Source organism: Streptomyces sp. NBC_01260, assembly GCF_036226405.1.
GTDB classification, from domain to species: Bacteria; Actinomycetota; Actinomycetes; order Streptomycetales; family Streptomycetaceae; genus Streptomyces; species Streptomyces laculatispora.
Map to the genome: position 1 here is coordinate 3,437,186 of NZ_CP108464.1, position 23,218 is coordinate 3,460,403.

The following is a 23,218-nucleotide window of genomic DNA, read 5'->3' on the forward strand; positions in this document are numbered from 1 at the left end:
CGCGCCTACTTGTCGAGGTCCAGGCCGAGCATCCGGATCGCGTTCCCGCGCATCAGTTTGTGGACGGTCTCGTCGTCCAGCCCCTTGACGTGGTCGAGGGCGACCTCCTTCGTGTTCGGGAAGGTCGAGTCGACGTGCGGGTAGTCGGTCTCGAAGGTGGCGTTGTCCCGGCCGACGACGTCGAGCGAGGCGATGCCGTGCTTGTCGCGGAAGAAGCAGCAGAACATCTGCCGGTAGTAGTACGTCGACGGCGGCTCGGGGATCAGATCGCGCACCCCGCCCCAGGCCCGGTGCTCCTCCCAGACGTCATCGGCCCGCTCCAGGGCGTACGGGATCCAGCCCATCTGGCCCTCGCTGTAGGCGAGCTTCAGCTGCGGGAACTTCACCAGGACCCCGCTGAAGAGGAAGTCCATCATCGAGGCCATGGCGTTGTTGAAGGAGAGCGAGGCCTGTACGGCGGGCGGGGCGTCGGGGGACGCGGCGGGCATCTGCGAACTGGACCCGATGTGCATGTTCACGACCGTGCCGGTCTCCTGGCAGACGGCGAAGAACGGGTCCCAGTAGCCGGTGTGGATCGACGGCAGGCCGAGGTGGGTGGGGATCTCGGAGAAGGTCACCGCCCGCACCCCGCGCGCCGCGTTCCGCCTGATCTCGGCGACCGCCAGGCCGATGTCCCAGAGCGGGATGATGCAGAGCGGGATCAGCCGGCCGCCGCTGTCACCGCACCACTCCTCCACCATCCAGTCGTTGTAGGCGCGGACGCACGCGAGCGCGACCTCCTTGTCGTGCGCCTCCGCGAAGGTCTGCCCGCAGAACCGCGGGAAGGTGGGGAAGCAGAGGCTCGCCTCGACATGGTTGAGGTCCATGTCCTTCAGCCGCTCGGCCGGGTCCCAGCAGCCGCGCCGCATCTCCGCCCGGGTGATCCCCTCCAGCGTCATGTCGTCACGGTCGAAGCCGACGGCGGCGATGTTCCGCTTGTACGGGAACTTGAGGTCCTCGTAGATCCACCAGTCGGTGGGCGGACCGTCGGGGTCCATCGTGATGACGTACTTGCCGCCGGTGTACGCCAGCTCGCCGATGCCCGCGGTCAGCGGCTGCGGACCGCGCTCGCGGTACTTGGCCGGCAGCCAGGTCGAGAACAGGTGCGGCGGCTCGATCACATGGTCGTCGACGCTGACGATCCGAGGCAGTTCCGTCATGGTGTCCCCTTCGGCGCACGCTTTTCTGATGACCCGTCAGATTGACGTCGCCCTCAGGCTAGCCCCGCACCCCTGGACCGACAAGGCGCAGCGCTCTACGCTCTCCGCACGATCTGACTACCCGTCAGCTGTGAGGGGTTCGCCGTGAACGAGACCGCACATGCCCTGGGAACATCGGGCACCTTCTGGGAGCTCATCGAACGCCGGGCCGCCCTGACCCCGGACCTGCCCTTCCTGATCCAGGACGACCGCACGCTCACCTTCGGCGAGCTGAGGACCCGCGGCGAGCGGGTGGCGGCCGGCCTGTACGGGATGGGGGTGCGGCCGGGAACCGTGGTCGCCTGGCAGCTGCCGACCCGGCTGGAGACGGCGCTGCTGTCCTTCGCGCTGGCCCGGATCGGGGCGGTGCAGACGCCCCTCATCCCCTTCTACCGCGACCGCGAGATCGGCTTCGCGCTGCGCGAGTCGAAGGCCGGGTTCTTCGCCGTGCCCGGCACCTGGCGCGGCTTCGACCATGCGGCGATGGCCGGTCGTCTGGCGGCGGGGCTCGACCGCCCGCCGCAGGTCTTCGAGGCGTACGAGACCCTCCCGGACGGCGATCCGGCGATCCTGCCCCCACCGCCCGCCGACGGCACGTCGGTGCGCTGGATCTACTGGACCTCGGGCACCACCTCCGACCCGAAAGGCGTCCTGCACACCGACCGCAGCCTGATCGCGGCCGGCTCCTGCCTGGCCCACGCCCTGCGTCTGTCGGCGGCCGACGTCGGCTCGATGGCCTTCCCGTTCGCCCATGTCGCCGGCCCGGACTATTCGGTGATGCTGCTGCTGTACGGCTTCCCCGCGGTGCTGTTCGAGCACTTCGCGATGCCGGACGCGCTGGCGGACTACCGGCGTCACGGGGTGACGGTCGCGGGCGGCTCCACCGCGTTCTACTCGATGTTCCTGGCCGAGCAGCGCAAGGCCCCGGACGAACCGCTGATCCCCACCCTGCGCCTGCTGGCGGGCGGCGGTGCGCCGAAGCCGCCGGAGATCTACCACGCGGTGGTCCGCGAGATGGGCGTCCAGCTCACCCACGGGTACGGCATGACCGAGGTCCCCATGATCACGATGGGCGACCCGGACGACACGGTGGAACAGCTCGCGGAGACGGAGGGGCGGCCGCCCGAGGGCATGGAGATCCGGATCACCGACGAGGACGGCAAGCCGCTGCCGTACGACACGGACGGCGAGGTACGGCTACGGGGCGAGGCCGTCTGCAAGGGCTACCTGGCCTCCGCGAACCCCTTCGACGCCGAGGGCTTCCTGATCACGGGCGACGTCGGCCACGTCGGACCGAGCGGGCACCTCGTCCTCACCGGGCGGCTGAAGGACATCATCATCCGCAAGGGCGAGAACATCTCGGCGAAGGAGATAGAGGACCTCCTCGCCCGCCACCCCGGCGTGGGCGACGCGGCGGTGATAGGTCTCCCGGACGAGGAACGCGGCGAACGCGTCTGCGCGGTGGTGGAACAGCCCCCGCACGCCGCCGCGCTCACCCTCCCCGAACTGACGGCCTACCTGCGCGGCGAGGGCCTGTCCACCCACAAACTCCCGGAACAACTGGAACTGGTCGACGCGCTCCCCCGCAACGAGACCCTCCGCAAGGTCCTGAAGTACCAGCTGCGCGACCGCTACACGACCACCTGACCGGCACCGCCGGACGGGCTCGAAGTGTGCGGGCGCCCCGCGGCGCACCCGCACCACGACAGCCCGTCCGGCGCTTGAGGACGGAACCCTTCGCCCCGGACCGGGGCAGGGCGCGAAGGGCGAGGACCGGTCCGGGCCAAGGACCCGCGCCGCCGCCCGCCCAGGGCTACGCGTCGGGCTCGATCACCGTGAAGTACGCGGAGAACGCCGCCACCGCGTCCGCCTCCGCGATCCGCCCGTCCCGGTCCGCGTCCAGGCTCTGCGCGGCGAACGCCGCCGCGTCCGGGCTCGCGCCCAGCACCCGCAGCGCCCGCTCCACGGCGGGCACCTCGGCCGCACCGTCGTTGTCCTGGGCGGCCACGGCGAGCGCCGCGCGCAGGAAGGGGCGGGCGATCTCCGCGAACCGCTCGGGGCTGTCCCGGAGCCGTTTCACCGCGCCGCCGACGAACTCCGCACGGTTGACGCGCTGGTCCCCGTCCACGTCGGCGATGCCCGCCATGCCCTGCCAGAATGCCTCGGCCCCGCTGTAGAGCGCCTGGCCCTTGTCGCAGCGGGCCGTCGTACCGAACTCGGTGAGCAGACGGGCCGCGGCGGCGTTGAAATCCGCGCGATCGATGAATCCGTTGCCGTCCTGGTCGAAGGCGGCGAAGCGGAATGCGATCTTGCGCTCATACTCTGCGCTGTCCATGCGGGGAGCGTACGACGCCCACGGCGTTCACGTGTCATTTACCGGCCTCAGCGGCGTGACAACCCGGTACTGGACGAACGCGCCGGACAGCCGCCGCGCGGACCGGTTCAGGCCGAGAGAGGCTGGGCCTCGTCGTCGACGGCCGAATCCCAGTCGGGGTAGACCTCGAACAGCCGGCGTACGCCGAGCGCCGCGAGCACCCGGTTGACGTGGGAGCCGTCCTCCGCGCCCCGGGCGGGCAGGATCAGCCGCAGCCGGCCGCCGCAGGAACGCATCAGACGGCGGGAGGCGATCAGCACGCCGACGCCGCTGGAGTCGCAGAAGAAGACCTCGGAGAGATCGAGCACGACATCGTGGCGGCCGACGGCGACCGCGTCGTGGACGGACTGGCGGACGGCCGGTGAGGTCACCAGATCCAGCTCACCGCAAATGTGCAGCACGGTCCACCCGCCCTGCTCGCTCTCGGCCACGCTCAGTGGCTTCCGGGAACGTTCCTGGGTGAGCCAGGGGGCGTGGGCGGTGGCAGCCGGCAGGTGGTTTCCAGGAGGGGATGGCTTTGTCACGCGACTGGGCCTCTCGTTCCGGGGATTCCGGGGAGTTCGCGATCCGGAAGATTGCGTTCCTCCTCGCGGCTGCCCCGGGGCACTCCCCATGAAACACGGCCTCCCCCAGGAAGGCCCAGAAGGGTTTCAGGCAGAAAAGATCACCTCAGGTCCGATTCCGCCGCCGGGGGAGCCGCATTCCCTATCATCCAGGGCGTCCGCGCGGACGTACTTGCCGTAAAGGGACGTGCACGGCCAGTACGGCCGACTACATTCGATGTGACGAGGGGTACACGACGACGGGCACAGGGCTGGGGGTCTCATGGCCAATAACGCACCACCCCGCTGGGACCGCAAGATGCAGCAGCGGCTGGCGCGCGGAGAGGCGGCCGCCCTCGGGGAGCTCTACGACCGGTTCGCCTCGCTCGTGCACAGCCAGGCCCACCGGATGCTCGACGACGAGAGCGCCGCGGACCTGGTGACCCGGGAGGTCTTCGGGTACGTGTGGGAGAACCCCGACGACTACGATCCCAAGCAGGGCTCGATGCGGTCCTGGGTGGCCCGGCTCACCCACCGCCAGTCGGTGCGGCGGCTGCTCAGCACCGACACCGCGGGAACGTACGAGGACGCGCAGGACGGCGGGGACCGCGCGGAGCGGGCCGATCTGGAGGAGCGGGTGCGCCGTGCCACCGCGGCGGCCCGCGCCGACTACATCGTCGCGTCCATGCCCGCACCGCTGCGGGCCGCGCTGGAACTCGCGTACATCCAGCGCCGGGACTACCGGCAGACGGCGGCCGACCTCGGCGTCACCGAGGACGAGGCCCGGCGCCGGCTGCGGCTCGGGCTCCAGCTGCTGTCCACGGCCCACACCCGGCCGCTGGAGGGCTCCGCACCGCCCGGATACGGGCGGCGGCTGTGACCGACGACGCGGAAGGGCCCGACGGCGACGGACGCGAGCGCGGCGGGCAGGACGACGAGGTGCGGGGCGCCTGTCGCATACCGGGCCCGCGGGCCGCCGCGGACGACTTCGACAGGGGTCACGTGACGCCGCCACCCGCACCCGGGCCGCAATCCGCACCGCCGCCACCGGAACAGGCCGACGACCGTCCGGGGCAGCCAGGCCCACCCGGCCTGCCGAGTCCGCCGGCCCTGGTGCTCCCGCACCGCGTCCTGAAGGCGCTCCTCGGCGCGTGGGCGCTGGCCGCCTGCTCCGCCGAGGAGACCGAGGCCGTCGAGGCGCACCTCACGGAGTGCGCCCCCTGTGCGGACGAGGCGCTGCGACTGCGCGACGCGGTCGGGCTGCTGCACACCGACGGCAGCCTGGACCTCGATCCGCTGCTCCGGTCGCGGGTGCTGGAGACCTGCCTGAGCCGTCGGCCGGCCACGATCCCGGTGCCCGGCTGGGCGGCCCCGTACGACGCGGAGACCGCCCGGCTCGACGCGCTGCTGCGCGACATCGGCGCCTCCGAGTGGCACGCCCCGGTACGGCTGAAGTGGTTCGAGGGCGAGCACGCGGTCAACCGCAAGACGACGGTCGCCGGCGTCATCGGCCACCTCATGACCGTCGACGGACTGATCAGCACCGCCCTGGGCCTCGACGACCCGCTCGCCGACAGCGTCCCGGGCGTTCCGCGCCGGGGCCCCGGACCGGCGCTCGCGCCCACCGCGCGCACCGAGACGTACTGGTCGGCGGCCCGACGGCCGCCGACCCGCGCCGTCCGCGAGCCGTGGCGCGGCCAGAGCCACACCCTCATCCGCACCGTGTCCTTCGCGGGCCGCGGAGTCTCGGACCTCTCCGTCTCCTACGGCGACTTCGCGCTGCCGCTGCAGGACGCCCTGCTGGACCGTGCCTTCGAGTGCTGGGTGCACGGCGGGGACATCGCGGAGGCGGTGGACTATCCGTACGAGGCGCCCTCCGCGGCCCATCTCAACCGGATGATCGACCTGGCGGCCCGGATGCTGCCCGCCGCCCTGGCCGGGCGGCGACGGGCGGGGCTCGCCGGTCCGGCCCGCCAACTGGTGACGGCCGGTTCCCCGGGCCGCTCGCTCCATCTGGAGGTCGAGGGCCTGGGCGGCGGTGACTGGTACATCGCGCTGGATTCACCGGCCGCGGTCGGCTCCCCCGACCACGCGGTGGCCCAGGTCGCGCTGGACGGCACCGAGTTCTGCCAGCTGGTGGCGGGTCATGTGCCGCCCGTGGAGGCGGCGGCCGGCCAGCGCGGGGACCGCGAGGCGATCCAGGACGTGCTCTTCGCGGCGGCCTCGCTCAGCAGACTGTGAGACCAGCCGCCCGAACGAACCACGGACGACCGGCCGCCGCCCGAACGGCCTACGGGAAGACCACCGTGCGGCGGCCGTTCAGCAGGATGCGCCGCTCCGCGTGCCACTTCACCGCGCGCGCCAGCGCCTGGCACTCCACATCGCGCCCGATGGCCACCAGCTGGTCCGGCGTCACGCCGTGGCCCACCCGCTCGACCTCCTGCTCGATGATCGGCCCCTCGTCGAGGTCGGCCGTCACGTAGTGCGCCGTCGCACCGATCAGCTTCACGCCGCGGGCGTGCGCCTGGTGATACGGCTTGGCGCCCTTGAAGCTCGGCAGGAACGAGTGGTGGATGTTGATGATCCGGCCGCTCAGCTGCTTGCACAGATCGTCCGAGAGGACCTGCATGTAGCGGGCCAGCACGACCAGCTCCACGTCCTCCTCGCGGACCAGCTCCAGCAGCCGCGCCTCGGCGTCCGCCTTGTTGTCCCTGGACACCGGGATGTGCCGGAAGGGGACGCCGTACGAGGCGACGAGCTCGGCGAAGTCCGTGTGGTTGGAGACGACCGCGGCGATCTCGACCGGCAGCGCCCCGATCCGGGAGCGGAACAGCAGATCGTTCAGGCAGTGGCCGAACTTGCTGACCATCAGCACGATCCGCATCCGGTCCGAGGACCGGTGGATCTGCCAGTCCATCCGGAAGGAGTCACCGATCGCGGCGAAGCTCGCCCGCAGCTTGTCCGCCGTCACCGGGCTGTCCGCCGAGAAGTGGACCCGCATGAAGAACAGACCCGTGTCGTGGTCCCCGAACTGCTGACTGTCCTCGATATTGCAGCCGGTCATGAAGAGATAGCTCGACACGGCGTGCACGATGCCCATTTTGTCGGGGCACGAAAGCGTGAGGACGTACTGCTCGGACGCGGCGTCCGGGACAGCGGAGGCAACGGAATCGGCGGGCTGCGGCGCGGTCATCCCCGTAGGGTGCCACACCGCCCGGATCTCAGGCCGTTCTGGTCATGATGCGGAGCACGTCCAGCGAACGCGGCGGCACGTCCGGGTCCTCGCCGTCGTTCGAGGCGAGCAGCACATGGGCCTCGCGGGCGGCCCGGACGGCCTCCGGCCAGCCGTGGTGCTCCAGATAGGCGGACACCTGGGCGTCCGCGCCGACCTGGTGCATGATGCGCAGCACCCGCAGCACGGCGACGTCGACGAGGGCGGCCTCGCCGGAGTCCCGGAAGACCGTGCCGACGTATTTCTCGGCGGACCAGTTGTCGAGCCAGGTGTCCTCGACCAGGCGGTACACGGCGTCGGTGACGTCGCCGTATCCCTCCCGGCCGGCCAGCCAGCACTCGTGGTGGAAGACGGGGTCGGAGAGCATGTGCAGCGCCGAGCGCACGTTGCTGCGCCAGCGCCACCACGGAATGTCGTTGAGCGGCATGCCGCCCATGGTGGAGGAGCGACGGCCGCGACGGGAAGTGTTCTCGGAACCTGGCTGCACAGCTGTCGATCGTACGTTCCCTTTCCGGCCTCCCGTGCGGCCCCCTGCAATTCACCCGGATGTCACCGAGCGTTGAACGCGGCACACTGCAGCGTTACCCCCGGGCGGGGATCGTCTGTGCCCATGACCGGACGGCAACGCCCCATCCCTTCCCGCCCTTCGAGGCTGCTCATCAGCACTGTGGCGGCAGGGGCCTTGCTGATGACCGGCTGCGGTGCGCTCCCTGGGGCATCGGGGGACTCCAGGGAGCCCGTCACCGTCGTCACCTGGGCACCCAGCGGCGCGTCCGGCCCGGACACGGCCAACATGGCGGGAATGACCGCGATGGCGCGGGCGTACGCCCGCTGGGTCAACGGCGACGGCGGGCTCGACGGACACAGGCTGCGGGTGGTCACCTGCGACGAGGAGGACACCTCGGTCGGCGCGGGGAACTGCGCCCGGCTGGCCGTCGAGGAGAAGGCCGTCGCGGTCGTCGGCTCCTACAGCCGGCACGGGCGGGCGTTCATGGCGCCGCTGGAGGTGGCCGGGATTCCGTACATCGGCGGGTACGGCGCCTCCGAGGAGGAGTTCCGAAGCTATCTGTCCTACCCCGTGACCGGCGGCCAGTCCGCGCTGCTGGCCGGCAACGCCAAGCAGCTGGCCCGCAGGTGCGACCGGGTCTCCCTGGTGCGGCCGGACACCCTGGGCGGCGACGGGCAGTCCTGGCTCCTGAACACCGGCCTCACCGAGGCCCGTCGGCCCGCGCCGCTCGACATCCGGGCGGCGGAGACGGCCACTTCCTACGACGACGCGGCCGGCCGGGCACTGGCCGGGGCGGGCGCGTCCGGCGGCTGCGTGACGGCCGTGCTGGGCGACCGCACGGAGACCTTCTTCGACTCGTTCCGGCGGCTGGAGCCGACGACCGGGACGGTCAGGATCTCCTCGGTGCTCGGCAGCGTGGGCCAGCCGCTCATCGACCGCACCGGCGGCCGCGACAGCCCGTTCGAGGGCGCGTACGTCACCGGCTGGTACCCGGACTCGGGTGACGCCCGCTGGAACCTGATGCGGCAGGTGATCCGCAAGCACGCCTTCGGCGACAACCGGATCGACCCGGACGACACGGGCGTGCAGACCACCTGGATCGCCTACACCGCCCTGAAGTCGATCGTCGAGTCCCTGCACGAGCCGGGAATCACCGCCTGGAAGGTCACCAAGGCCCTCAACAAGGGCATCCGGGTCAGCACCGGCGGCCTCACCCCCGAGCTCCGCTGGCGCTACGAGGACATGCTCGGCTCGGACTCGTACCCGCGCATCGTGAACAGCAAGGTGACGTTCCAGGTCGTGCGCGACGGCAAGCTGGTCGCCGAGAAGAAGGGCTTCGTGGATGTGACGAAGACCCTGTCGGACGCGAGCGCGACCGGCTGAGACGGGCGGCCCGGTCCGGGCCGCCCGCCCCTGCCGCCGGGCTCAGAGCGCGGTCGCCTCGCGCTCGGTCAGGCCGTACTTCGTCGCGATGGTGTTCCACAGCCCGGACGCCTCGCGCTTGGCCTTGCTCGCCTCGCCGCTCTGCACGGTGGCCTGCTGCGTCTGCGGAGTCGTACGGGCCCTGCCGTGCTTGCAGACCTTCTTGCTCTTGGCCTGCTCGGCCCAGGCCGCGTAGTGGTCGTCGGCGGACGCGGACGCCTGCCAGGCCTTGGTGAGCGAGGCGGTCAGCCGGCCGTTGTCCGGCAGCTTGTCGACCGACAGGTCCTTGAGCCGGGTGACCAGGTCGCGGCGCTGCTGGGCGGCGCCCTTCAGATCTGCCACGGCCTGGTCCAGGTCGGTGCAGGTCTTGGTCTTCTCCACCGCGCCGATGACCGCGGCCCGGCTGTTGTTGCTGTCCGCGAGCAGCTTGTCCAGCGCCTCGGCCTGCTGCTTCGCCGGGTCGGCCGCGGCCTTGGCGGTGGGCTGGGCGGCGGGTGAACTCGCGGACGCCACCGGCTGCTTGCTGTCCTTGTCCTTGTCGTCGTCGCCACCGCTCAGCAGCGCACCGGCGCCGAGCCCGATCACGGCACAGCCGACGACGACCGCGGCGATCAGGGGGACGTGCGCGGGCCGCTTGCGCCGCTCGTCGCGCCCCTCCGAGGGCGGGCCGCCCTCGGGTCCGGTGTACGCGGGCGCCTGCTGGTACGCCTGCGGGGGCTGCTGGGGGCCCTGGTGCTGCGGGGGCAACTGCTGCGCGGGGTCGAACCGGGGCATCTGCTGCGTGGCCCCCGCGGGCTCGTCGCTGCGGAAGAGGTTGTCGAACTCGGCGGGCGGCGGGCGCTCACCGGGCGTCCCGGGCCTGATCCCGTACGGGGCGCCACCGGGCACCGGGGGTATGTACTGGGTCGCGTCGGAGTCCTGGCCGCCCTGCGCGGGCGGTGCGGCGTGACCGCCGGCGGGCGGCTGCTGGTACCCCTGCTGCCGGCCCTGGCCCAGGTACCGGGTCGACTCCGCGGGGTTCTCCGGCGGCAGCCCGCCCGGCGCGGGGCCCGAGGGCACCGGCGCGATGTACTGCGTGGCGTCCGAGTCCCCGCCCATGCCCATGCCGGGCACCGCCTCGGGCGGCAGCGGCTGGGCGTAGGTGCCCTGCGGCTGGGCGGGCGGCAGCGGCAGCGGCTGGCCGTACGCCGGTCCCTGCTGCCCCTGGTGTCCCTGCTGCCCCTGGTCGTACTGCCCGTGCTGCTGCTCCTGGCCGTACGCCGGTGCCTGCTGCCCCTGGTCGTACTGCCCGTGCTGCTGCCCGTACTGGCCGTGCCCCTGTGGAGGGCCCTGCGACGCGGCGCCCTGGTGCGGCGCCTGCGGCCCCCAGGGCTGACCCCATGGCTGTCCTTCCGCCGGGGCCGACTGGTCCGCGGGTCCCCCCGGCGTCCAGGGCTCGCCGCCACCCGCGGGCAGCACGACACCCTCGTGCGCGGGTCGTACAGCAGGGAGCTGCTGCTCGTCACCCTGTCCGCTCTGTGTCACCGGGACTCCTACGTGTGTACCTATGGAATCGTCGGCTCACGCTATCGGGTGGTTGCCGCCGTTCGCCAAGCGCGTGAGGTCACTCACCACCCCTTCACCCCGGCTGTAACACCCAGCGGCCTCAAGACGCAGTTAAGGGGCGGCCGGACGTGATCTGCTGCTCGGGCGGCCGGTACGGGCCCCGGCCGCACCCTTCGGATCAAGCCGCCTGGAGCTCCAGACGGGCCCCGAACTCCCGTACCGCGGGCTCGTCCCCGTACGGCACCAGTCGCTGTTGCAGGTCCTCCAGATACTCCGCGCCCCGGCTGGAGCGCACCGAGCCCAGCAGCTCCATCGCCCGCGTCCCGGTGTGGCAGGCCTGCTCCACGTCGCGCAGTTGCACCTGCGCCGCTGCCAGCAGCGCCAGGCCGATGCCGCGGCGGCGGGCCCGGGACTCCGGGTGGCCGTCCAGGGACTCCTTCGCCCGGCGCGCGGCCGCCTCCGCCTGGCCGAGGTCACGGTGGCAGTGCGCCAGCTCGTCGGCCAGATAGGCGTGGTCGAAGTGGGCGATCCAGTCGGGATCGTCACCGCTGTCCGGGTCGGCGCGCTCCAGGGCCGCCTGTGCCAGACCCGCCACCGACTGGCAGGTGCCGGCGTCACCGAGGAGGGCGTGGCCGCGCGCCTCCGCGGCGTAGAACATCGCCTCCGCCCTCGGGGTGACCCGTCCGCGCGCGCCCTCCTGCGCGGCCCTGGCCAGCTGGGCGATCTCGCGCGGATTGCCGAGCTGGGCCGCGAGATGGCTCATCGACGCGGCCAGCACATAGCCGCCGTAGGCGCGGTCGCCCGCCGCCTGTGCCAGCCGCAGCGCCTGGATGTAGTAGCGCTGGGCCAGCCCCGGCTGGCCCGTGTCGATCGCCATGTACCCGGCGAGCTCGGTGAGTCGCGCGACCGCCGCGAACAGCTGCCGCCCGGTCGATTCGCGGTACGCGCCCGAAAGCAGCCCGGAGACCACGCTGTTCAGGTAGTGCACCAGGACCGGCCGCACGTGGCCGCTGCCGAACCGGTGGTCGAGGTCGACCAGCGCGGCCGTCATCGCCCGCACCGCCTCCACGTCGGGCATCCCGACCCGGGCCCCGGCCGCCCGCGCGACCTGCGGATCCGCGCCGCTGATCAGCCAGTCCCGGCTGGGCTCGACCAGTGCCGAGGAGGCCACCGCCGAACCGGTGAGGAAGTCGCGGCGGCCGACATCGCTGCGCCACAACTCGCAGACCTGCTCGATCGCCCCGATCACCGTCGGGGCGAACTGCAGCCCCACGCCGGAGGCGAGGTTCTTGCCGTTGGCCATCCCGATCTCGTCGATCGTGACCGTACGGCCGAGCTTGCGGCCGAGCGCCTCGGCGATGATTCCCGGTGCCCTGCCGCGTGGTTGCTGTCCGCGCAGCCAGCGGGCGACCGAGGTCTTGTCGTACCGGAGGTCGAGCCCGCGTTCGGCCCCGACCATGTTGACGCGGCGGGCGAGGCCCGCGTTGGAGCATCCGGCTTCCTGGATGAGCGCCTGGAGCCGTTCGTTCGGCTGGCGTGCGACGAGAGGCCTGGCTGCCATGTTTGTCCCCCTGAGGCCGCAGTGATCGTTGCGGGATCACTGCCCGACATGTGCCTGAGAAATGCACCGATTCATCGTGTTGGTCACTTTCACGGCGTCTTGCATCTTTCGTCACAGCAAGCGCTCTAAGATGCGAGACGAACTGTGCCGGAATTCCCGTATCTGGTTACCCGCCCTTCGCCGTGATGCCTACCGCGCGCCCCCGCCCATGCATCGATGCGCCCCGTATGCGGGAGCGAAGCGCCCTGACAACCGCGCACGCCGCCCCCGTAACCCCAGGTGGTGGCGGGAGTTGTGCTGGGCGTGGAAGAGCCCATCGGAGTCATGGAAGCCGCACAGGTCCCCCAGCAGCGTGCCGAGCCGCTGCTCGACGCCGCCGTGCGATACGTGGAGGAGCGGCACTGGGACGTGTGCCCCGGCACCTGGCTGGAGCCGGCCGACGGGACGGAGCGGTGCTCGTGCGGCGAGCCCCGCTGCGCCGCTCCCGGCGCCCATCCCACCCGGGCCGACTGGGCGGGCCTGGCCACCGGCAGCGGCGCGGCGGCCTGCCGGATGTGGTCCCAACAGCCCCGGGCGGCGATCCTGTTGCCGACCGGACGCGTCTTCGACGCGATCGACGTACCGGAGTCGGCCGGCTTCCTGGCCCTGGCCCGGATGGAGCGGATGAGCCTGCCGCTCGGGCCGGTCACCCACACCCCCGACCGCCGCATGCAGTTCTTCGTCCTGCCGGGCGCCGCCGCCAAGGCCGACGGCCTGGTGCAGCGGCTGGGCTGGAGCGCCGCCGCGATCGATCTGCGCGGCTGCGGCGAGGGCCAGTACGTGACGGCCCCGCCGACCCGGGTCGGCGGCAGCGGCGCGGTGCAGTGGGCCCGCCGCCCCACCACCGCCAACCGCTGGCTGCCCGAGGTGGAGGAGCTCATCAGCCCGCTCGCCTACGCCTGCGGCCGGGAAGCGGCCGACGCGCGGACCCGCCTTTCGTAGGGTGGCCCCCACACACGGGGACTTCGAAGGGCGTGCACGATGCCGGACCGACGCGACACGGACAGAGCAGAGCAGGCCGTCGAGGCGGACGCCTCGCGGGTGACGCCACCCGCGGTGCGCGTGGAGGGGCTCTGGAAGCGGTTCGGCGAGCAGACCGCGGTCGCCGGAATCGATCTGGAGCTGCCCGCGGGCAAGTTCATCGGTCTGGTGGGGCCCAACGGCGCGGGCAAGACCACCACCCTGTCCATGGTCACCGGCCTGCTCCGACCCGACATGGGCCGGATCGAGGTCGGCGGGCGGGACGTCTGGCGCGATCCGGTCGAGGTGAAGTCCCGGATCGGTGTCCTGCCCGAGGGCCTGCGGCTCTTCGAACGCCTCTCGGGGCGTGAACTGCTCGGCTACACAGGCCGGTTGCGCGGACTGCCGGGGCCCGAGACGGACAGCCGGGCCACCCAGCTGCTGGACGTCCTGGATCTGGCGGGCGCCCAGCACAAACTGGTCGTCGACTACTCGACCGGTATGCGGAAGAAGATCGGGCTCGCGGCGGCGCTGCTGCACAATCCCGAAGTGCTCTTCCTGGACGAGCCGTTCGAGGGCGTCGATCCGGTGTCGGCGCAGACCATCCGCGGAGTGCTGGAGCGCTACACCCGCTCCGGGGCGACCGTCATCTTCTCCAGCCATGTGATGGAGCTCGTCGAGTCGCTCTGCGACTGGGTGGCCGTCATGGCGGCCGGCCGCATCAGGTCCCAGGGCACCCTGGCGCAGGTGCGCGGCGACGCGTCCTCGCTCCAGGAAGCCTTTCTGGAGCTCGTCGGCGCGGGCGGGCGCGACAGCGGCGACGCCCTGGACTGGCTGGGCGGCACCCGATGAGCGTGCTCGACACCCCGGCGGACTCCGGGCCCCGGACGGGCGGCATGGACGGTACGGCCCTGGTCCCCGTCTTCGTCACGCTCAAGCTCACGCTGCTGCGCAACGGGCTGCGGCAGTCGGCCGGCCGGCGGGCCGCGTACATCGCGTCCGCCGTCGTCACCCTGCTGATCGCCGCGGGCCAGCTGATCGGGCTGATCGCGCTGCGCGGCAACGCCCACGCGGAATCGCTCGTCGTGCCACTGGCCGCGGTCCTGGCGCTCGGCTGGGCCGTGATGCCGCTGTTCTTCGCCGCCGGGGACGAGACCCTCGACCCGAGCCGGCTGGTGATGCTGCCGCTGCGGCCGAGGCCCCTGCTCGCCGCGCTGCTGATGGCCTCGCTGGTCGGTATCGGCCCGCTGTTCACGCTCTGCCTGACGGCCGGTTCGGTGATCGCACTGGCCCACGGCGCGGGCGCGGCGGTGTTCGCGGTCGTGGCCGCTCCGCTGACCCTGCTGGTCTGCGTGGCGCTGGCGCGGGCCGTCGCCACGGCCAACAGCCGGCTGCTGACGTCCCGCAAGGGCCGTGATCTGGCGGTGCTCAGCGGACTGGTGATCGCGGTGGGCATCCAGTTCGTCAACTTCGGGGCGCAGCGGCTCGGCCGGGCCGGCGGCCTCTCCGCGCTGGACCCGGCGGCGGACGTGCTGCGCTGGCTGCCGCCCGCTTCGGCGATCGGGTCGGTGGATTCCGCGTCCCAGGGCTCGTACGGCCGGGCCGCCGTTCAGCTGCTGCTCTCCGTGGCGGCGCTGGCCCTGCTGGTGTGGCTGTGGCAGCGCAGCCTGGTGAAGCTGATGACGGCACCGGACGGCTCGACGCTCGCCGCGGCCGAGCCGAGCCGCGCGAAGTCCGGTTCGCGCGGCTCCGGCCTGTGGGCCCTGTTCCCGGAGGGGCGCACCGGCACGGTCATGCAGCGCAGTCTGCGCTACGTCGCCCGGGACCCGAAGACCAAGGCCGCGTGGGTGACGGCGCTGGCGATCGGGCTGATCGTGCCGCTGCTCAACGCCTTGCAGGGCACCGGCTCGGTCTACTTCGCCTGCTTCGCCGCCGGGATGCTCGGCATCCAGATGTACAACCAGTTCGGGCAGGACGCCTCCGCGTTCTGGATGGTGGCCGCGACGATCTCCTCGCCCCGGGACGCGTACCTGGAACTGCGGGCGCGCGCACTGGCGTTGCTGTTGATCACCCTGCCGTACACGGTCCTGGTGACGGTGCTGACGTGCGCGTTGCTCGGGGACTGGGCGAAGCTGCCGGGGGTCATGGGGCTGTCGTTCGCGCTGCTGGGCGCGATGCTGGCGACGGGCGCGGTGGCCTCGGCGAACTTCCCGTACTCGATCCCGCAGGACGGCGCGTTCAAGAACGTGGCGCCCGGTCAGGCCGGGCTCGCGTGGATCTCGGTCTTCGGCGGCATGGTCTCGGCGGCGCTGCTGTGCGCGCCGGTGATCGCTGCCACGATCTGGCTGCATCTCACCGGTGCGCAGGGGTGGCTGTGGCTGCTGTTGCCGGTGGGTGGCGGGTACGGGGCGCTGATCGCCTGGGCCGGGCTGCGGGTGGCGGCGCCCCGGACGGCGGACCGGCTGCCGGAGATCCTGGCGGCGGTCAGCAAGGGGTGACGGGGCGGCGGGTGCCGGGCTCCGGGCTCCGGGGTTACGGAGACACCGGCTCCCGGTCGTCGCGGATGTCCTCGGCGAACTGCTCCAGGAAGGGTTCGACCGCGGCGCGCCAGCCCTCCGGCTGGTCGTAGTGGACGAGATGGCCGGCGTCGGCCACCTCCGCGTACTGCCCGCGCGGCAGCACCCGGACCATCTCCTGGGCCTCCGCCCGGCCCAGCTCGCCGTCGAGGCCGCGGAGCACCAGGGTCGGGCAGCCGACCTGGGCCAGCTCCTCCCAGTGCGCCTCGAAGAACCAGGTGGCGCGGGACTGGAGCATCTGCCGGCGGGAGAAGACGGGCCGCCAGCCGTCGGCGCGCTCGGCCATCACCTCGGCGAAGAACTCACCGCGCGACGGATTGGGCCGTTCCACCCAGGGGTCGTCCTCGCCGAACCACTTCCGTACGTCGGACAGCGTCGCGAACGGCACCGGCCAGGACTTGAACCAGTCCTCCCACTCCCGCTGCGAGGCCGCTCCGAGCGCGGAGGCCCGCATGTCGCAGATGACCAGCGCCCGGACGAGGTCGGGGCGCTTGGCGGCGAGCTGCCAGGCTGTGAGCGCTCCCATGGAGTGCCCGACGAGGGTCACGGGGGCGAGGTCGAGCTGCTCGATCGCGGCCTCGGCGTCGGCGACGTACGCGTCGCGCGTGTACGGGCCGTCGGCCGGCTTGTCACTGCGGCCGTGGCCGCGCTGGTCGAGGCCGACCGCGCGGTGCCGCTCGGCGAGCCAGCGGGTGGTGGAGGCCCAGTGCGAGGCCCGGCCCATCAGACCGTGAAGCATTAAGACGCCGGGGGCGCGTTCGCCCGTCGCGCGCTCCTTGGGCGGATCGGCGAACTCCCAGGCCGCGAGGCGTACGCCGTCGGTTCCGGTCACATCGATGCGCCGCACCATATGTTCTGGCACCCCCTTCTGGTCCCTCGATCACCGTGTGGTCGCGTCCCGCCAGACTATCGAACTCTTATTCGAAAACTGGCTTCCGGCGCACAACACCGCTCGTTCGAGTGACAGCTCCCAAGGATTGACGTCGGCCTCGGAGGGGAGATCTTCTCCGGGGGGCGGGCCGCTCGGGGATGAGGGCCCGCAGGGACCGACCTGAAGAGCTCGGGGCTCCAGGTCGGAACAGGGGAGGACAGGCCCCGGCGCCGTGAGGCGCCGGGGCCATCCATCGCTCGTAGGGCCGGGGGCCGGGGCCGGGCGCGGGCGTGAGCGCGTCTCTCATCCGGTGCGCAGGCCGGACATGCCGGCACGACGGGCGCATACCCTGCTCCCCTCCCCGACCGCGCGGCCAGGCGGCCGACACTCTCAGGTATCCCTCAGCCACAGCCTGGCACGCGATCCGTCCGAGCGCTGCAATTCCGGACGGAAAAACGGGAAGCGGACATCGTCGGCCGGTACTCGACGCCGCCTGTGCGGCGTGGGTCGAGCACCGGCCGCCCACCGTTCGACGCAGGCCGGCGAACCCGTGCGTGCCGACGAATCAGCCGCTCGGCGACGGATCACCGCCGCGGCCAGTCAGCGCTCGGCGACGAATCAGCGCTTGGCGACGAACACGTGCGACGCCACCTCGGCATCCAGCTCCGCCGCCTCCCCGCTGCTGCCGACCAGCACCCCGCCGGGCGACTCCGTCACGCTGACCACGGAACCGGGCTGCACGCCCGCCCGCCGCAGCGTGTACATCAGCTGGGCGTCCGTCTGGATCGGCTCACCGATCCGGCGGACCACCACGGTCTTGCCCTCGGCGCCCGGGTCGAGATCCGACAGGCTCACCATGCCCTCGTCGAGGAACGGATCGGCCTCGGCCTTCTCGCCCAGCTCCTCCAGGCCCGGGATCGGATTCCCGTACGGGGACTCCGTCGGGTGGCGCAGCAGCTCCAGCACCCGCCGCTCCACGGCCTCGCTCATCACGTGTTCCCAGCGGCACGCCTCGGCGTGGACCTGCTCCCACTCCAGGCCGATCACGTCGACGAGCAGGCACTCGGCGAGCCGGTGCTTGCGCATCACGCGGGTGGCCAGTCGGCGCCCTTCCTCCGTCAGCTCCAGATGCCGGTCGCCCGCGACCTGAACCAGGCCGTCGCGCTCCATGCGCGCCACCGTCTGGCTGACCGTCGGACCGCTCTGGTCCAGCCGTTCCGCAATCCGGGCGCGCATGGGGACCACGCCTTCCTCTTCAAGTTCGAGGATGGTGCGGAGATACATCTCCGTTGTGTCGATCAGTCCGGACATTTCGTGCCCCTCGATGCAATCGTGCGCTGGCCCTGACCCAATTCTGACGCATACCACTGACAACCGTGCCTCGTCGGTGCCATGCGGCGTACCGGAGTGAGCCCGAGCACCCCTTGCGGTATTGACATGTCACTGGTCCAGACCGCAACGTGATCGGCGGTACGGACGCCCCTGGTCACCCCACCCCGCCGGAAAGGCCCTCCTCAGATGAGCGAAAGCAAGCTGGCCGGTCAGTTCTTCGACGCAGCGATCGGCCTGCTGGAGCGGGTGCGCGACGAGGAGTCCGGCAACATCGCGGCCGCCGGTACCGCGATCGCCGACACCGTCGAGGCCGGTGGCCGGCTCTTCGCCTTCGGCGCCGGGCACTCCTCGCTCGCCGCCCAGGACGTCGTCTACCGCGCGGGCGGGCTCGCCCTGATGAATCTCCTGGCCGTCCCCGGCGCACTCGGGGTCGACGTCATGCCCGCGACCCTGGGCTCGGCGCTGGAGCGGGTCGACGGCCTGGCGGGCGCGGTCCTCGACTCCAGCCCCGCGAAGGCGGGCGACGTCCTCGTGATCATCTCGCTGTCCGGGCGCAACGCGCTGCCGGTGGAGATGGCGATGAACGCGCGTGCGCTGGGCCTGAAGGTCATCGGCGTCACCTCGGTCGCGTACGCGGACGGCACCCGGTCCCGGCACAGCTCGGGCGGCTTCCTGCGGGACCACTGCGACATCGTCCTCGACAGCAAGATCGCGATCGGCGACGCGGAGCTGAACGTGGACGGCATCGAGGCACCGTTCGCGCCCGCGTCCACGGTGGTCACCAGTGCGGTGATGCAGGCGATGATGGCGGCGGCGGCGGAGCGGCTGCTGGAACGGGGCATTGAGCCGCCGTTGCTGCGCTCGGGAAACGTCGACGGGGGCCACGAGTGGAACGGGCGCGTGATGACGCAGTACTCGGACCGGATCTTCTACCGGCACTGAGCTTGACTCTGAAGCTTCTATAGATCGTCAAGCTGATCCATGCCCGGCCGTATTTGCACCAGTAGGTCGTGAGGGAGGGGCGCCGACGCCCCGGGTCTTTGCCTCCCTTCTGCCGGTTACTGCCAGCCGACACGGCGATGAGCTGGGAGTGCGTCAGGTCATTGAGACCTCTCCAACCTGAGCGCGCTGACCGCGAGTTGGACAGTCCTGGGTAACGACGAAGCTCCTGATAGACGGGTTCCCGCCCACGATCACCGGTGTCTGCCAGGAGCTTCGCGTGCTCGTCTACCCGTCGTCGATGGATCTGTCCAGCCGCACCCTGCGGTTCCTGACTGGGCAACTGACCGCCAGGAGGGCCTGCCGGTCGGCCGGCAGGCCCTCCTGGCCCTGACCCACCTGCGGTTCGGTGACGTCTACGCCCAGCTCACCGTGGGGTTCGGCATCGGGATCGCGACCGTATTTCGCTGCATACGCGAAGCCGTCGAGGTCCTGTCCACCCTCGCCCCGACACTCGCCGAGGCGATGAAAACGATCCGCACGAAGGCGTTCGTCATCCTTGACGGCACCCTGCTCCCGATCGACCGCATCGCAGCCGACACCTCGTACTACTCGGGGAAACACGAACGCCACGGCATGAACGTGCAAGTCCTCACCGACCCGTTCGGACGCCTGCTCTGGGCCTCACCCGCCCTGCCCGGCTCGACCCACGACCTCACCGCCGCCCGACGGCACGGAATCACCGAAGCCCTCACCGAGTCGGGGCTCAAACGCGGGGCGGACAAGGCGTATCAGGGAGCTGGCCGAGGCCGCCGCCCGAAGCGATGGAAGCGCCGCCACAACAGCAGCCACGCCAAGATCCGCTGCCTCGGCGAGCAAGCCATGGCTCCCCTCAAGGGCTGGCGCCTCCTGCGAAAGCTCCGCTGCAGCACCAACCGCATCACCGACATCGTCAAGGCCGTCCTCGTCCTTCACCACACCTCAATCCGAGGTTGGAAAAGACCCAGTTGACAACGTTTCAGTTGCGGTGGCCGGTAATCTGGCAGAAACCTTCCGATGCAATGCGACATGTGCAATTTTACATGTCACACATTAGCTGCCCGTGTCCCCAGCACGCGGCCAAACGGCCTCGGAGGCCCCCACAGATGCATCCCTTCCGGATATCGAAGGCCAACGCGCGCAGACTTCCTGCGCTCGGCGCAGCCGTCTTCATTGCGCTCGGCCTGCTCGCGCCACAGAGCCAGGCCTCCTCCGTCGGCGCCACGACCCCGGCCGGTGTGAAGGCAGGTGGAACCGCGGCCTCGGCGCCGCGGTCGATCCCGGTCCCCAAGTCGCCCCATGCAATGAACAACAACTCCCGCTTCCGGATCTCGTCGCAGGACAGTGCCGAGGAGTCCGCCCCGGCACCCGCCCCGACCGTCAAACCCGTCAAGGCCGGCAAGCAGTCCTCGGCCGCCGCCGAGGACGAGTGCGGCGACCTCTCCGGCGTGATCAACGCCACGGGCAACGCGTTGGTCCAGCAGCTCAAGACCCTCCCCCGGATCACCTGTACCTACCCGCTGTTCAACCTCACCGGGGAGGACGCGCGGAAGGCCTTCCGTGAAGCCCAGATGGTGACCGTCGCCAACGCTCTGCGCGACGCCTCCACCACCTACTCGGGCAACAACAGCGCCGCCGTCGGACAGCTGGTGCTGTTCCTGCGCGCCGGCTACTACGTGCAGGACAACCACGCGAACGTCGTCGGCGACTACGGCACGGCGCTGGACAGCGCGGCGCTCGGCGCGCTGGACGCGTTCTTCGCCTCCCCGCGCAGCAAGGACGTCACCGACGCCAACGGCGAGATCTTCAACGAGGTCGTCACGCTGATCGACAGCACCCACGCGGCCGGCCGGTACGCCGGCGTCGTCAAGTGGATGCTCGGCAGCTACGACGGCACCTGGCCCAGCCAGATGAACCTCGCCATGCAGCACGTCGAGTGGGTCGTCGAGAACGGTTTCAAGGCCAAGAACGACGACCGCGGCTGGCGGGCCGCCCTCAAGGCCGACCCCACCATCCTCAACACCTGGGCCGGCTTCATCACGCGCAACAGCGCGCAGCTGAACCGCTTGGACGTCGTCAGCAACGTCGGCCGCTACCTCGGCTACGCCCTCGACGTCCCCGAGCTCAAGGACCGGGTCAGGCCGCTGCTGAAGGACCTGATCAACCGCTACCCGAACGTCGGCCCCACCGCGCCGATCACCATGAACCTGGGCTGGTACACGCGCCAGTACGACAGGAACAACTGCGCGGCCTATGCCATCTGCGACCTGGGCGACCGTGTGCTCCCGGCGATCCTGCCGATCCAGCACACGTGCACCCCGGACCTGAAGATCCGCGCCCAGGACATGTCCCCCGGACAGCTGGCCAGCACCTGCACCAGCCTGGTCAACCAGGACGCCTACTTCCACCGGGTCATCGGCGACAAGGGCGCGATCCCCGGTGACGTGAACACCAACCTCGAGGTCGTCGTCTTCGACGACTACACCCAGTACTCGCTGTACGCCTGGGCGATCTACAACATCGACGTCGACAACGGCGGCATGTACGAGGAGGGCAACCCGGCCGCCGCCGGCAACCAGGCCCGCTTCATCGCCCACGAGGCCAGCTGGCTGCGCCCGGACTTCCAGATCTGGAACCTCAACCACGAGTACACCCACTACCTCGACGGCCGCTACAACATGGCCGGCGACTTCGACGCCAGCCTGACCACGCCGACCATCTGGTGGGTCGAGGGCATCGCCGAGAACATCTCGTACGGCTATCGCAACGAGCGCAACGCCGATGCGATCGGCGAGGCCGGCAAGAAGACCTACAAGCTCAGCGACCTGTTCGACACCGTCTACAACCAGGACGGGGACCCCGAGGTCAACTCGAACCGGGTCTACCGTTGGGGCTTCCTTGCGGTCCGCTACATGCTCCAGGCGCACCCCGCTGACGTCGAGACCGTGCTCAACAATTACCGCACCGGTGACTGGAACGGTGCCCGCACCTTCCTGAAGCAGACCATCGGCACCAGCTACGACGCCGGCTTCGCCACCTGGCTGACGACCGCCTGCGCGACCAACGACTGCGGCCCCCTGCCGGAGGCCTCGTCCACCCCGCTCTGCACCATCAGCGACCCCCGTCAGTTCGACAAGAACTGTCGCCGGGACAACCTCGCGGCCTCCACCGGCAACTACAGCTACCACTTCGTGTACCTGCCGGCCGGCCTCAAGCAGCTGACCATCACCAGTAGCGGCGGCACCGGCAACGCCGACCTGTACTACGGCGGCAGCAGCTGGGCCACCACCAGCAGCTACCAGGCGAAGTCCACCAACGCCGGCAACAGCGAGACCCTGACGATCGACAACCCGCCGTCCGGCTGGGTCTACTTCAGCCTCGCCGCCGCGCAGGATTTCAGCGGTGTGAGCGTCTCCACGCAGTCCGAGTGAGCCGGTCCCCCGGGACCAACTGGGCCAGCTGGGCTTCGGCGAACGTGGATCCGCTGAACAGGGATCCACTCGGCGAGGAGAGCCCCGTCGCACCCGCGCTGCCGGCCACCGGGGCCTGAGCGTGACGGCGGTCCTTGCCATCCGACCGCGGATGGCAAGGACCGCCGTTCGTGTTCAGGCGACCGGGTGGACGCAGACGGCCCGCCGCGGCAGCCGCCACCCGAACACGTGACAAGCCGTAGTCATATCGATCACCGAGCTTGTGGCTCGAACAGGGGGAACCGGGAGTCAGGGCACGGGCGTACGCGGACACCCGTCGCTCCGCCATCTCTGCATGAATCCGGCGGCCCCCTACCGGGGGTTGATACTGGTGAGCTCTCGTATTCAACTGTCGCCAGTTCTCCGAGGAGTCCAACCGACTGGTGACCTTGTGTGATCGCCAGCGGCGTACGGCTCCGCGTCCCGCCGGTCTCCTTCAGGAGGCGGCTGGTGCCCCTGTTGTGGTAGCCGAGAGCGTCCGCGACGACGGGCAGGCAGTTCGAGGAGCTGCTGTCGGATGGCGGCACCGCGGGCGGCTGCGACCGCGCGACGCCGATCCCGCCCCTGAGC

Annotated in this window: 18 protein-coding genes and 1 pseudogene; 10 read left to right on the forward strand and 9 right to left on the reverse strand. The window is 71.1% G+C overall.

Annotation, left to right across the window (positions count from 1 at the left end; translation table 11 throughout):
* Positions 1 to 5: 5 nt before the first annotated feature.
* Positions 6 to 1,199 carry an amidohydrolase family protein gene (locus OG322_RS15045; protein ID WP_124284732.1) on the reverse strand — a complete coding sequence of 398 codons (1,194 nt, stop codon included), beginning with the start codon at positions 1,197 to 1,199 and terminating at the stop codon, positions 6 to 8.
* 144 nt (positions 1,200 to 1,343) lie between these two features.
* On the opposite strand from OG322_RS15045, the gene OG322_RS15050 reads away from it, so the two are divergent.
* Positions 1,344 to 2,885 (forward strand): class I adenylate-forming enzyme family protein, encoded by a 1,542-nt coding sequence (locus OG322_RS15050; RefSeq protein WP_266411264.1) that lies wholly within the window; start codon positions 1,344 to 1,346, stop codon positions 2,883 to 2,885.
* A 166-nt stretch (positions 2,886 to 3,051) separates the two neighbouring features.
* Here the strand turns inward: OG322_RS15050 and OG322_RS15055 are convergent, their stop codons facing one another.
* Together OG322_RS15055 and OG322_RS15060 are read right to left on the reverse strand one after the other, a co-directional pair.
* Positions 3,052 to 3,573 (reverse strand): EF-hand domain-containing protein, encoded by a 522-nt coding sequence (locus tag OG322_RS15055; RefSeq protein ID WP_123460914.1) that lies wholly within the window; start codon positions 3,571 to 3,573, stop codon positions 3,052 to 3,054.
* 107 nt (positions 3,574 to 3,680) lie between these two features.
* Positions 3,681 to 4,049, reverse strand: coding sequence for an STAS domain-containing protein (locus tag OG322_RS15060; RefSeq protein ID WP_123462321.1), 369 nt, complete (start codon positions 4,047 to 4,049; stop codon positions 3,681 to 3,683).
* Positions 4,050 to 4,437: 388 nt separating this feature from the next.
* Between OG322_RS15060 and OG322_RS15065 the strand changes: the two genes are divergently transcribed.
* Together OG322_RS15065 and OG322_RS15070 are read left to right on the forward strand one after the other, a co-directional pair.
* A complete protein-coding gene (locus OG322_RS15065; RefSeq protein WP_123460913.1) occupies positions 4,438 to 5,034 on the forward strand; it encodes an RNA polymerase sigma factor in 597 nt (198 codons plus the stop codon).
* Positions 5,031 to 6,395, forward strand: a complete 1,365-nt coding sequence (locus tag OG322_RS15070; protein WP_124284731.1) for a zf-HC2 domain-containing protein — start codon at positions 5,031 to 5,033, stop codon at positions 6,393 to 6,395. The genes OG322_RS15065 and OG322_RS15070 overlap by 4 nt, the downstream gene beginning before the upstream one ends.
* A gap of 49 nt (positions 6,396 to 6,444) precedes the next feature.
* Here the strand turns inward: OG322_RS15070 and purU are convergent, their stop codons facing one another.
* Together purU and OG322_RS15080 are read right to left on the reverse strand one after the other, a co-directional pair.
* Positions 6,445 to 7,347: a formyltetrahydrofolate deformylase gene (gene purU, locus OG322_RS15075; protein ID WP_123460911.1), complete on the reverse strand. Its 903-nt coding sequence runs from the start codon at positions 7,345 to 7,347 to the stop codon at positions 6,445 to 6,447.
* Between the two features lie 28 nt (positions 7,348 to 7,375).
* The gene (locus OG322_RS15080; protein WP_123460910.1) at positions 7,376 to 7,822 is read right to left on the reverse strand and encodes an SCO4402 family protein; all 447 of its coding nucleotides are present in this window, start codon (positions 7,820 to 7,822) and stop codon (positions 7,376 to 7,378) included.
* A gap of 174 nt (positions 7,823 to 7,996) precedes the next feature.
* On the opposite strand from OG322_RS15080, the gene OG322_RS15085 reads away from it, so the two are divergent.
* Positions 7,997 to 9,277 (forward strand): ABC transporter substrate-binding protein, encoded by a 1,281-nt coding sequence (locus OG322_RS15085; protein WP_329306522.1) that lies wholly within the window; start codon positions 7,997 to 7,999, stop codon positions 9,275 to 9,277.
* A 42-nt stretch (positions 9,278 to 9,319) separates the two neighbouring features.
* Here the strand turns inward: OG322_RS15085 and OG322_RS15090 are convergent, their stop codons facing one another.
* Positions 9,320 to 10,840, reverse strand: coding sequence for a hypothetical protein (locus tag OG322_RS15090; RefSeq protein ID WP_206432352.1), 1,521 nt, complete (start codon positions 10,838 to 10,840; stop codon positions 9,320 to 9,322).
* 199 nt (positions 10,841 to 11,039) lie between these two features.
* Positions 11,040 to 12,422, reverse strand: coding sequence for a transcriptional regulator (locus OG322_RS15095; protein ID WP_329306523.1), 1,383 nt, complete (start codon positions 12,420 to 12,422; stop codon positions 11,040 to 11,042).
* Between the two features lie 324 nt (positions 12,423 to 12,746).
* On the opposite strand from OG322_RS15095, the gene OG322_RS15100 reads away from it, so the two are divergent.
* From OG322_RS15100 to OG322_RS15110, 3 genes are read left to right on the forward strand one after another with little or no spacing between them, the layout of a single operon-like run.
* On the forward strand, positions 12,747 to 13,403 hold the full coding sequence (locus tag OG322_RS15100; protein WP_123462285.1) for a bifunctional DNA primase/polymerase: 657 nt from the start codon (positions 12,747 to 12,749) through the stop codon (positions 13,401 to 13,403).
* A gap of 39 nt (positions 13,404 to 13,442) precedes the next feature.
* The gene (locus OG322_RS15105; RefSeq protein ID WP_123460906.1) at positions 13,443 to 14,273 is read left to right on the forward strand and encodes an ABC transporter ATP-binding protein; all 831 of its coding nucleotides are present in this window, start codon (positions 13,443 to 13,445) and stop codon (positions 14,271 to 14,273) included.
* Entirely contained in the window at positions 14,270 to 15,919 is a 1,650-nt protein-coding gene (locus tag OG322_RS15110; protein ID WP_124284728.1) for a transporter, read from the forward strand. Before OG322_RS15105 ends, OG322_RS15110 begins: the two co-directional genes overlap by 4 nt.
* A gap of 34 nt (positions 15,920 to 15,953) precedes the next feature.
* Here the strand turns inward: OG322_RS15110 and OG322_RS15115 are convergent, their stop codons facing one another.
* Entirely contained in the window at positions 15,954 to 16,847 is an 894-nt protein-coding gene (locus OG322_RS15115) for an alpha/beta fold hydrolase (RefSeq protein WP_123460904.1), read from the reverse strand.
* A 639-nt stretch (positions 16,848 to 17,486) separates the two neighbouring features.
* Positions 17,487 to 18,179 carry a metal-dependent transcriptional regulator gene (locus OG322_RS15120; RefSeq protein WP_123460903.1) on the reverse strand — a complete coding sequence of 231 codons (693 nt, stop codon included), beginning with the start codon at positions 18,177 to 18,179 and terminating at the stop codon, positions 17,487 to 17,489.
* A 207-nt stretch (positions 18,180 to 18,386) separates the two neighbouring features.
* Here OG322_RS15120 and OG322_RS15125 point away from each other — a divergent pair, with 207 nt between their 5' ends.
* The 3 genes and pseudogenes from OG322_RS15125 to OG322_RS15135 all read left to right on the forward strand — a co-directional run bounded on the left by OG322_RS15125 (position 18,387) and on the right by OG322_RS15135 (position 22,609).
* On the forward strand, positions 18,387 to 19,142 hold the full coding sequence (locus tag OG322_RS15125) for an SIS domain-containing protein (protein WP_123460902.1): 756 nt from the start codon (positions 18,387 to 18,389) through the stop codon (positions 19,140 to 19,142).
* A 277-nt stretch (positions 19,143 to 19,419) separates the two neighbouring features.
* Positions 19,420 to 20,150 (forward strand): annotated as a pseudogene (locus OG322_RS15130) (transposase family protein).
* 134 nt (positions 20,151 to 20,284) lie between these two features.
* Complete coding sequence (locus OG322_RS15135; protein WP_241200102.1) at positions 20,285 to 22,609, forward strand: M9 family metallopeptidase; 2,325 nt, start codon at positions 20,285 to 20,287, stop codon at positions 22,607 to 22,609.
* Positions 22,610 to 23,218 lie beyond the last annotated feature (609 nt).

Coding starts and splice junctions, on each gene's coding strand:
- OG322_RS15045 (WP_124284732.1), bottom strand. CDS start 1,199: ATGACGGAACTGCCTCGGATCGTCAGCGTCGACGACCATGTGATCGAG.
- OG322_RS15055 (WP_123460914.1), bottom strand. CDS start 3,573: ATGGACAGCGCAGAGTATGAGCGCAAGATCGCATTCCGCTTCGCCGCC.
- OG322_RS15065 (WP_123460913.1), top strand. CDS start 4,438: ATGGCCAATAACGCACCACCCCGCTGGGACCGCAAGATGCAGCAGCGG.
- purU (WP_123460911.1), bottom strand. CDS start 7,347: ATGACCGCGCCGCAGCCCGCCGATTCCGTTGCCTCCGCTGTCCCGGAC.
- OG322_RS15080 (WP_123460910.1), bottom strand. CDS start 7,822: ATGGGCGGCATGCCGCTCAACGACATTCCGTGGTGGCGCTGGCGCAGC.
- OG322_RS15085 (WP_329306522.1), top strand. CDS start 7,997: ATGACCGGACGGCAACGCCCCATCCCTTCCCGCCCTTCGAGGCTGCTC.
- OG322_RS15095 (WP_329306523.1), bottom strand. CDS start 12,422: ATGGCAGCCAGGCCTCTCGTCGCACGCCAGCCGAACGAACGGCTCCAG.
- OG322_RS15100 (WP_123462285.1), top strand. CDS start 12,747: ATGGAAGCCGCACAGGTCCCCCAGCAGCGTGCCGAGCCGCTGCTCGAC.
- OG322_RS15105 (WP_123460906.1), top strand. CDS start 13,443: ATGCCGGACCGACGCGACACGGACAGAGCAGAGCAGGCCGTCGAGGCG.
- OG322_RS15110 (WP_124284728.1), top strand. CDS start 14,270: ATGAGCGTGCTCGACACCCCGGCGGACTCCGGGCCCCGGACGGGCGGC.
- OG322_RS15115 (WP_123460904.1), bottom strand. CDS start 16,847: ATGGTGCGGCGCATCGATGTGACCGGAACCGACGGCGTACGCCTCGCG.
- OG322_RS15120 (WP_123460903.1), bottom strand. CDS start 18,179: ATGTCCGGACTGATCGACACAACGGAGATGTATCTCCGCACCATCCTC.
- OG322_RS15125 (WP_123460902.1), top strand. CDS start 18,387: ATGAGCGAAAGCAAGCTGGCCGGTCAGTTCTTCGACGCAGCGATCGGC.
- OG322_RS15135 (WP_241200102.1), top strand. CDS start 20,285: ATGCATCCCTTCCGGATATCGAAGGCCAACGCGCGCAGACTTCCTGCG.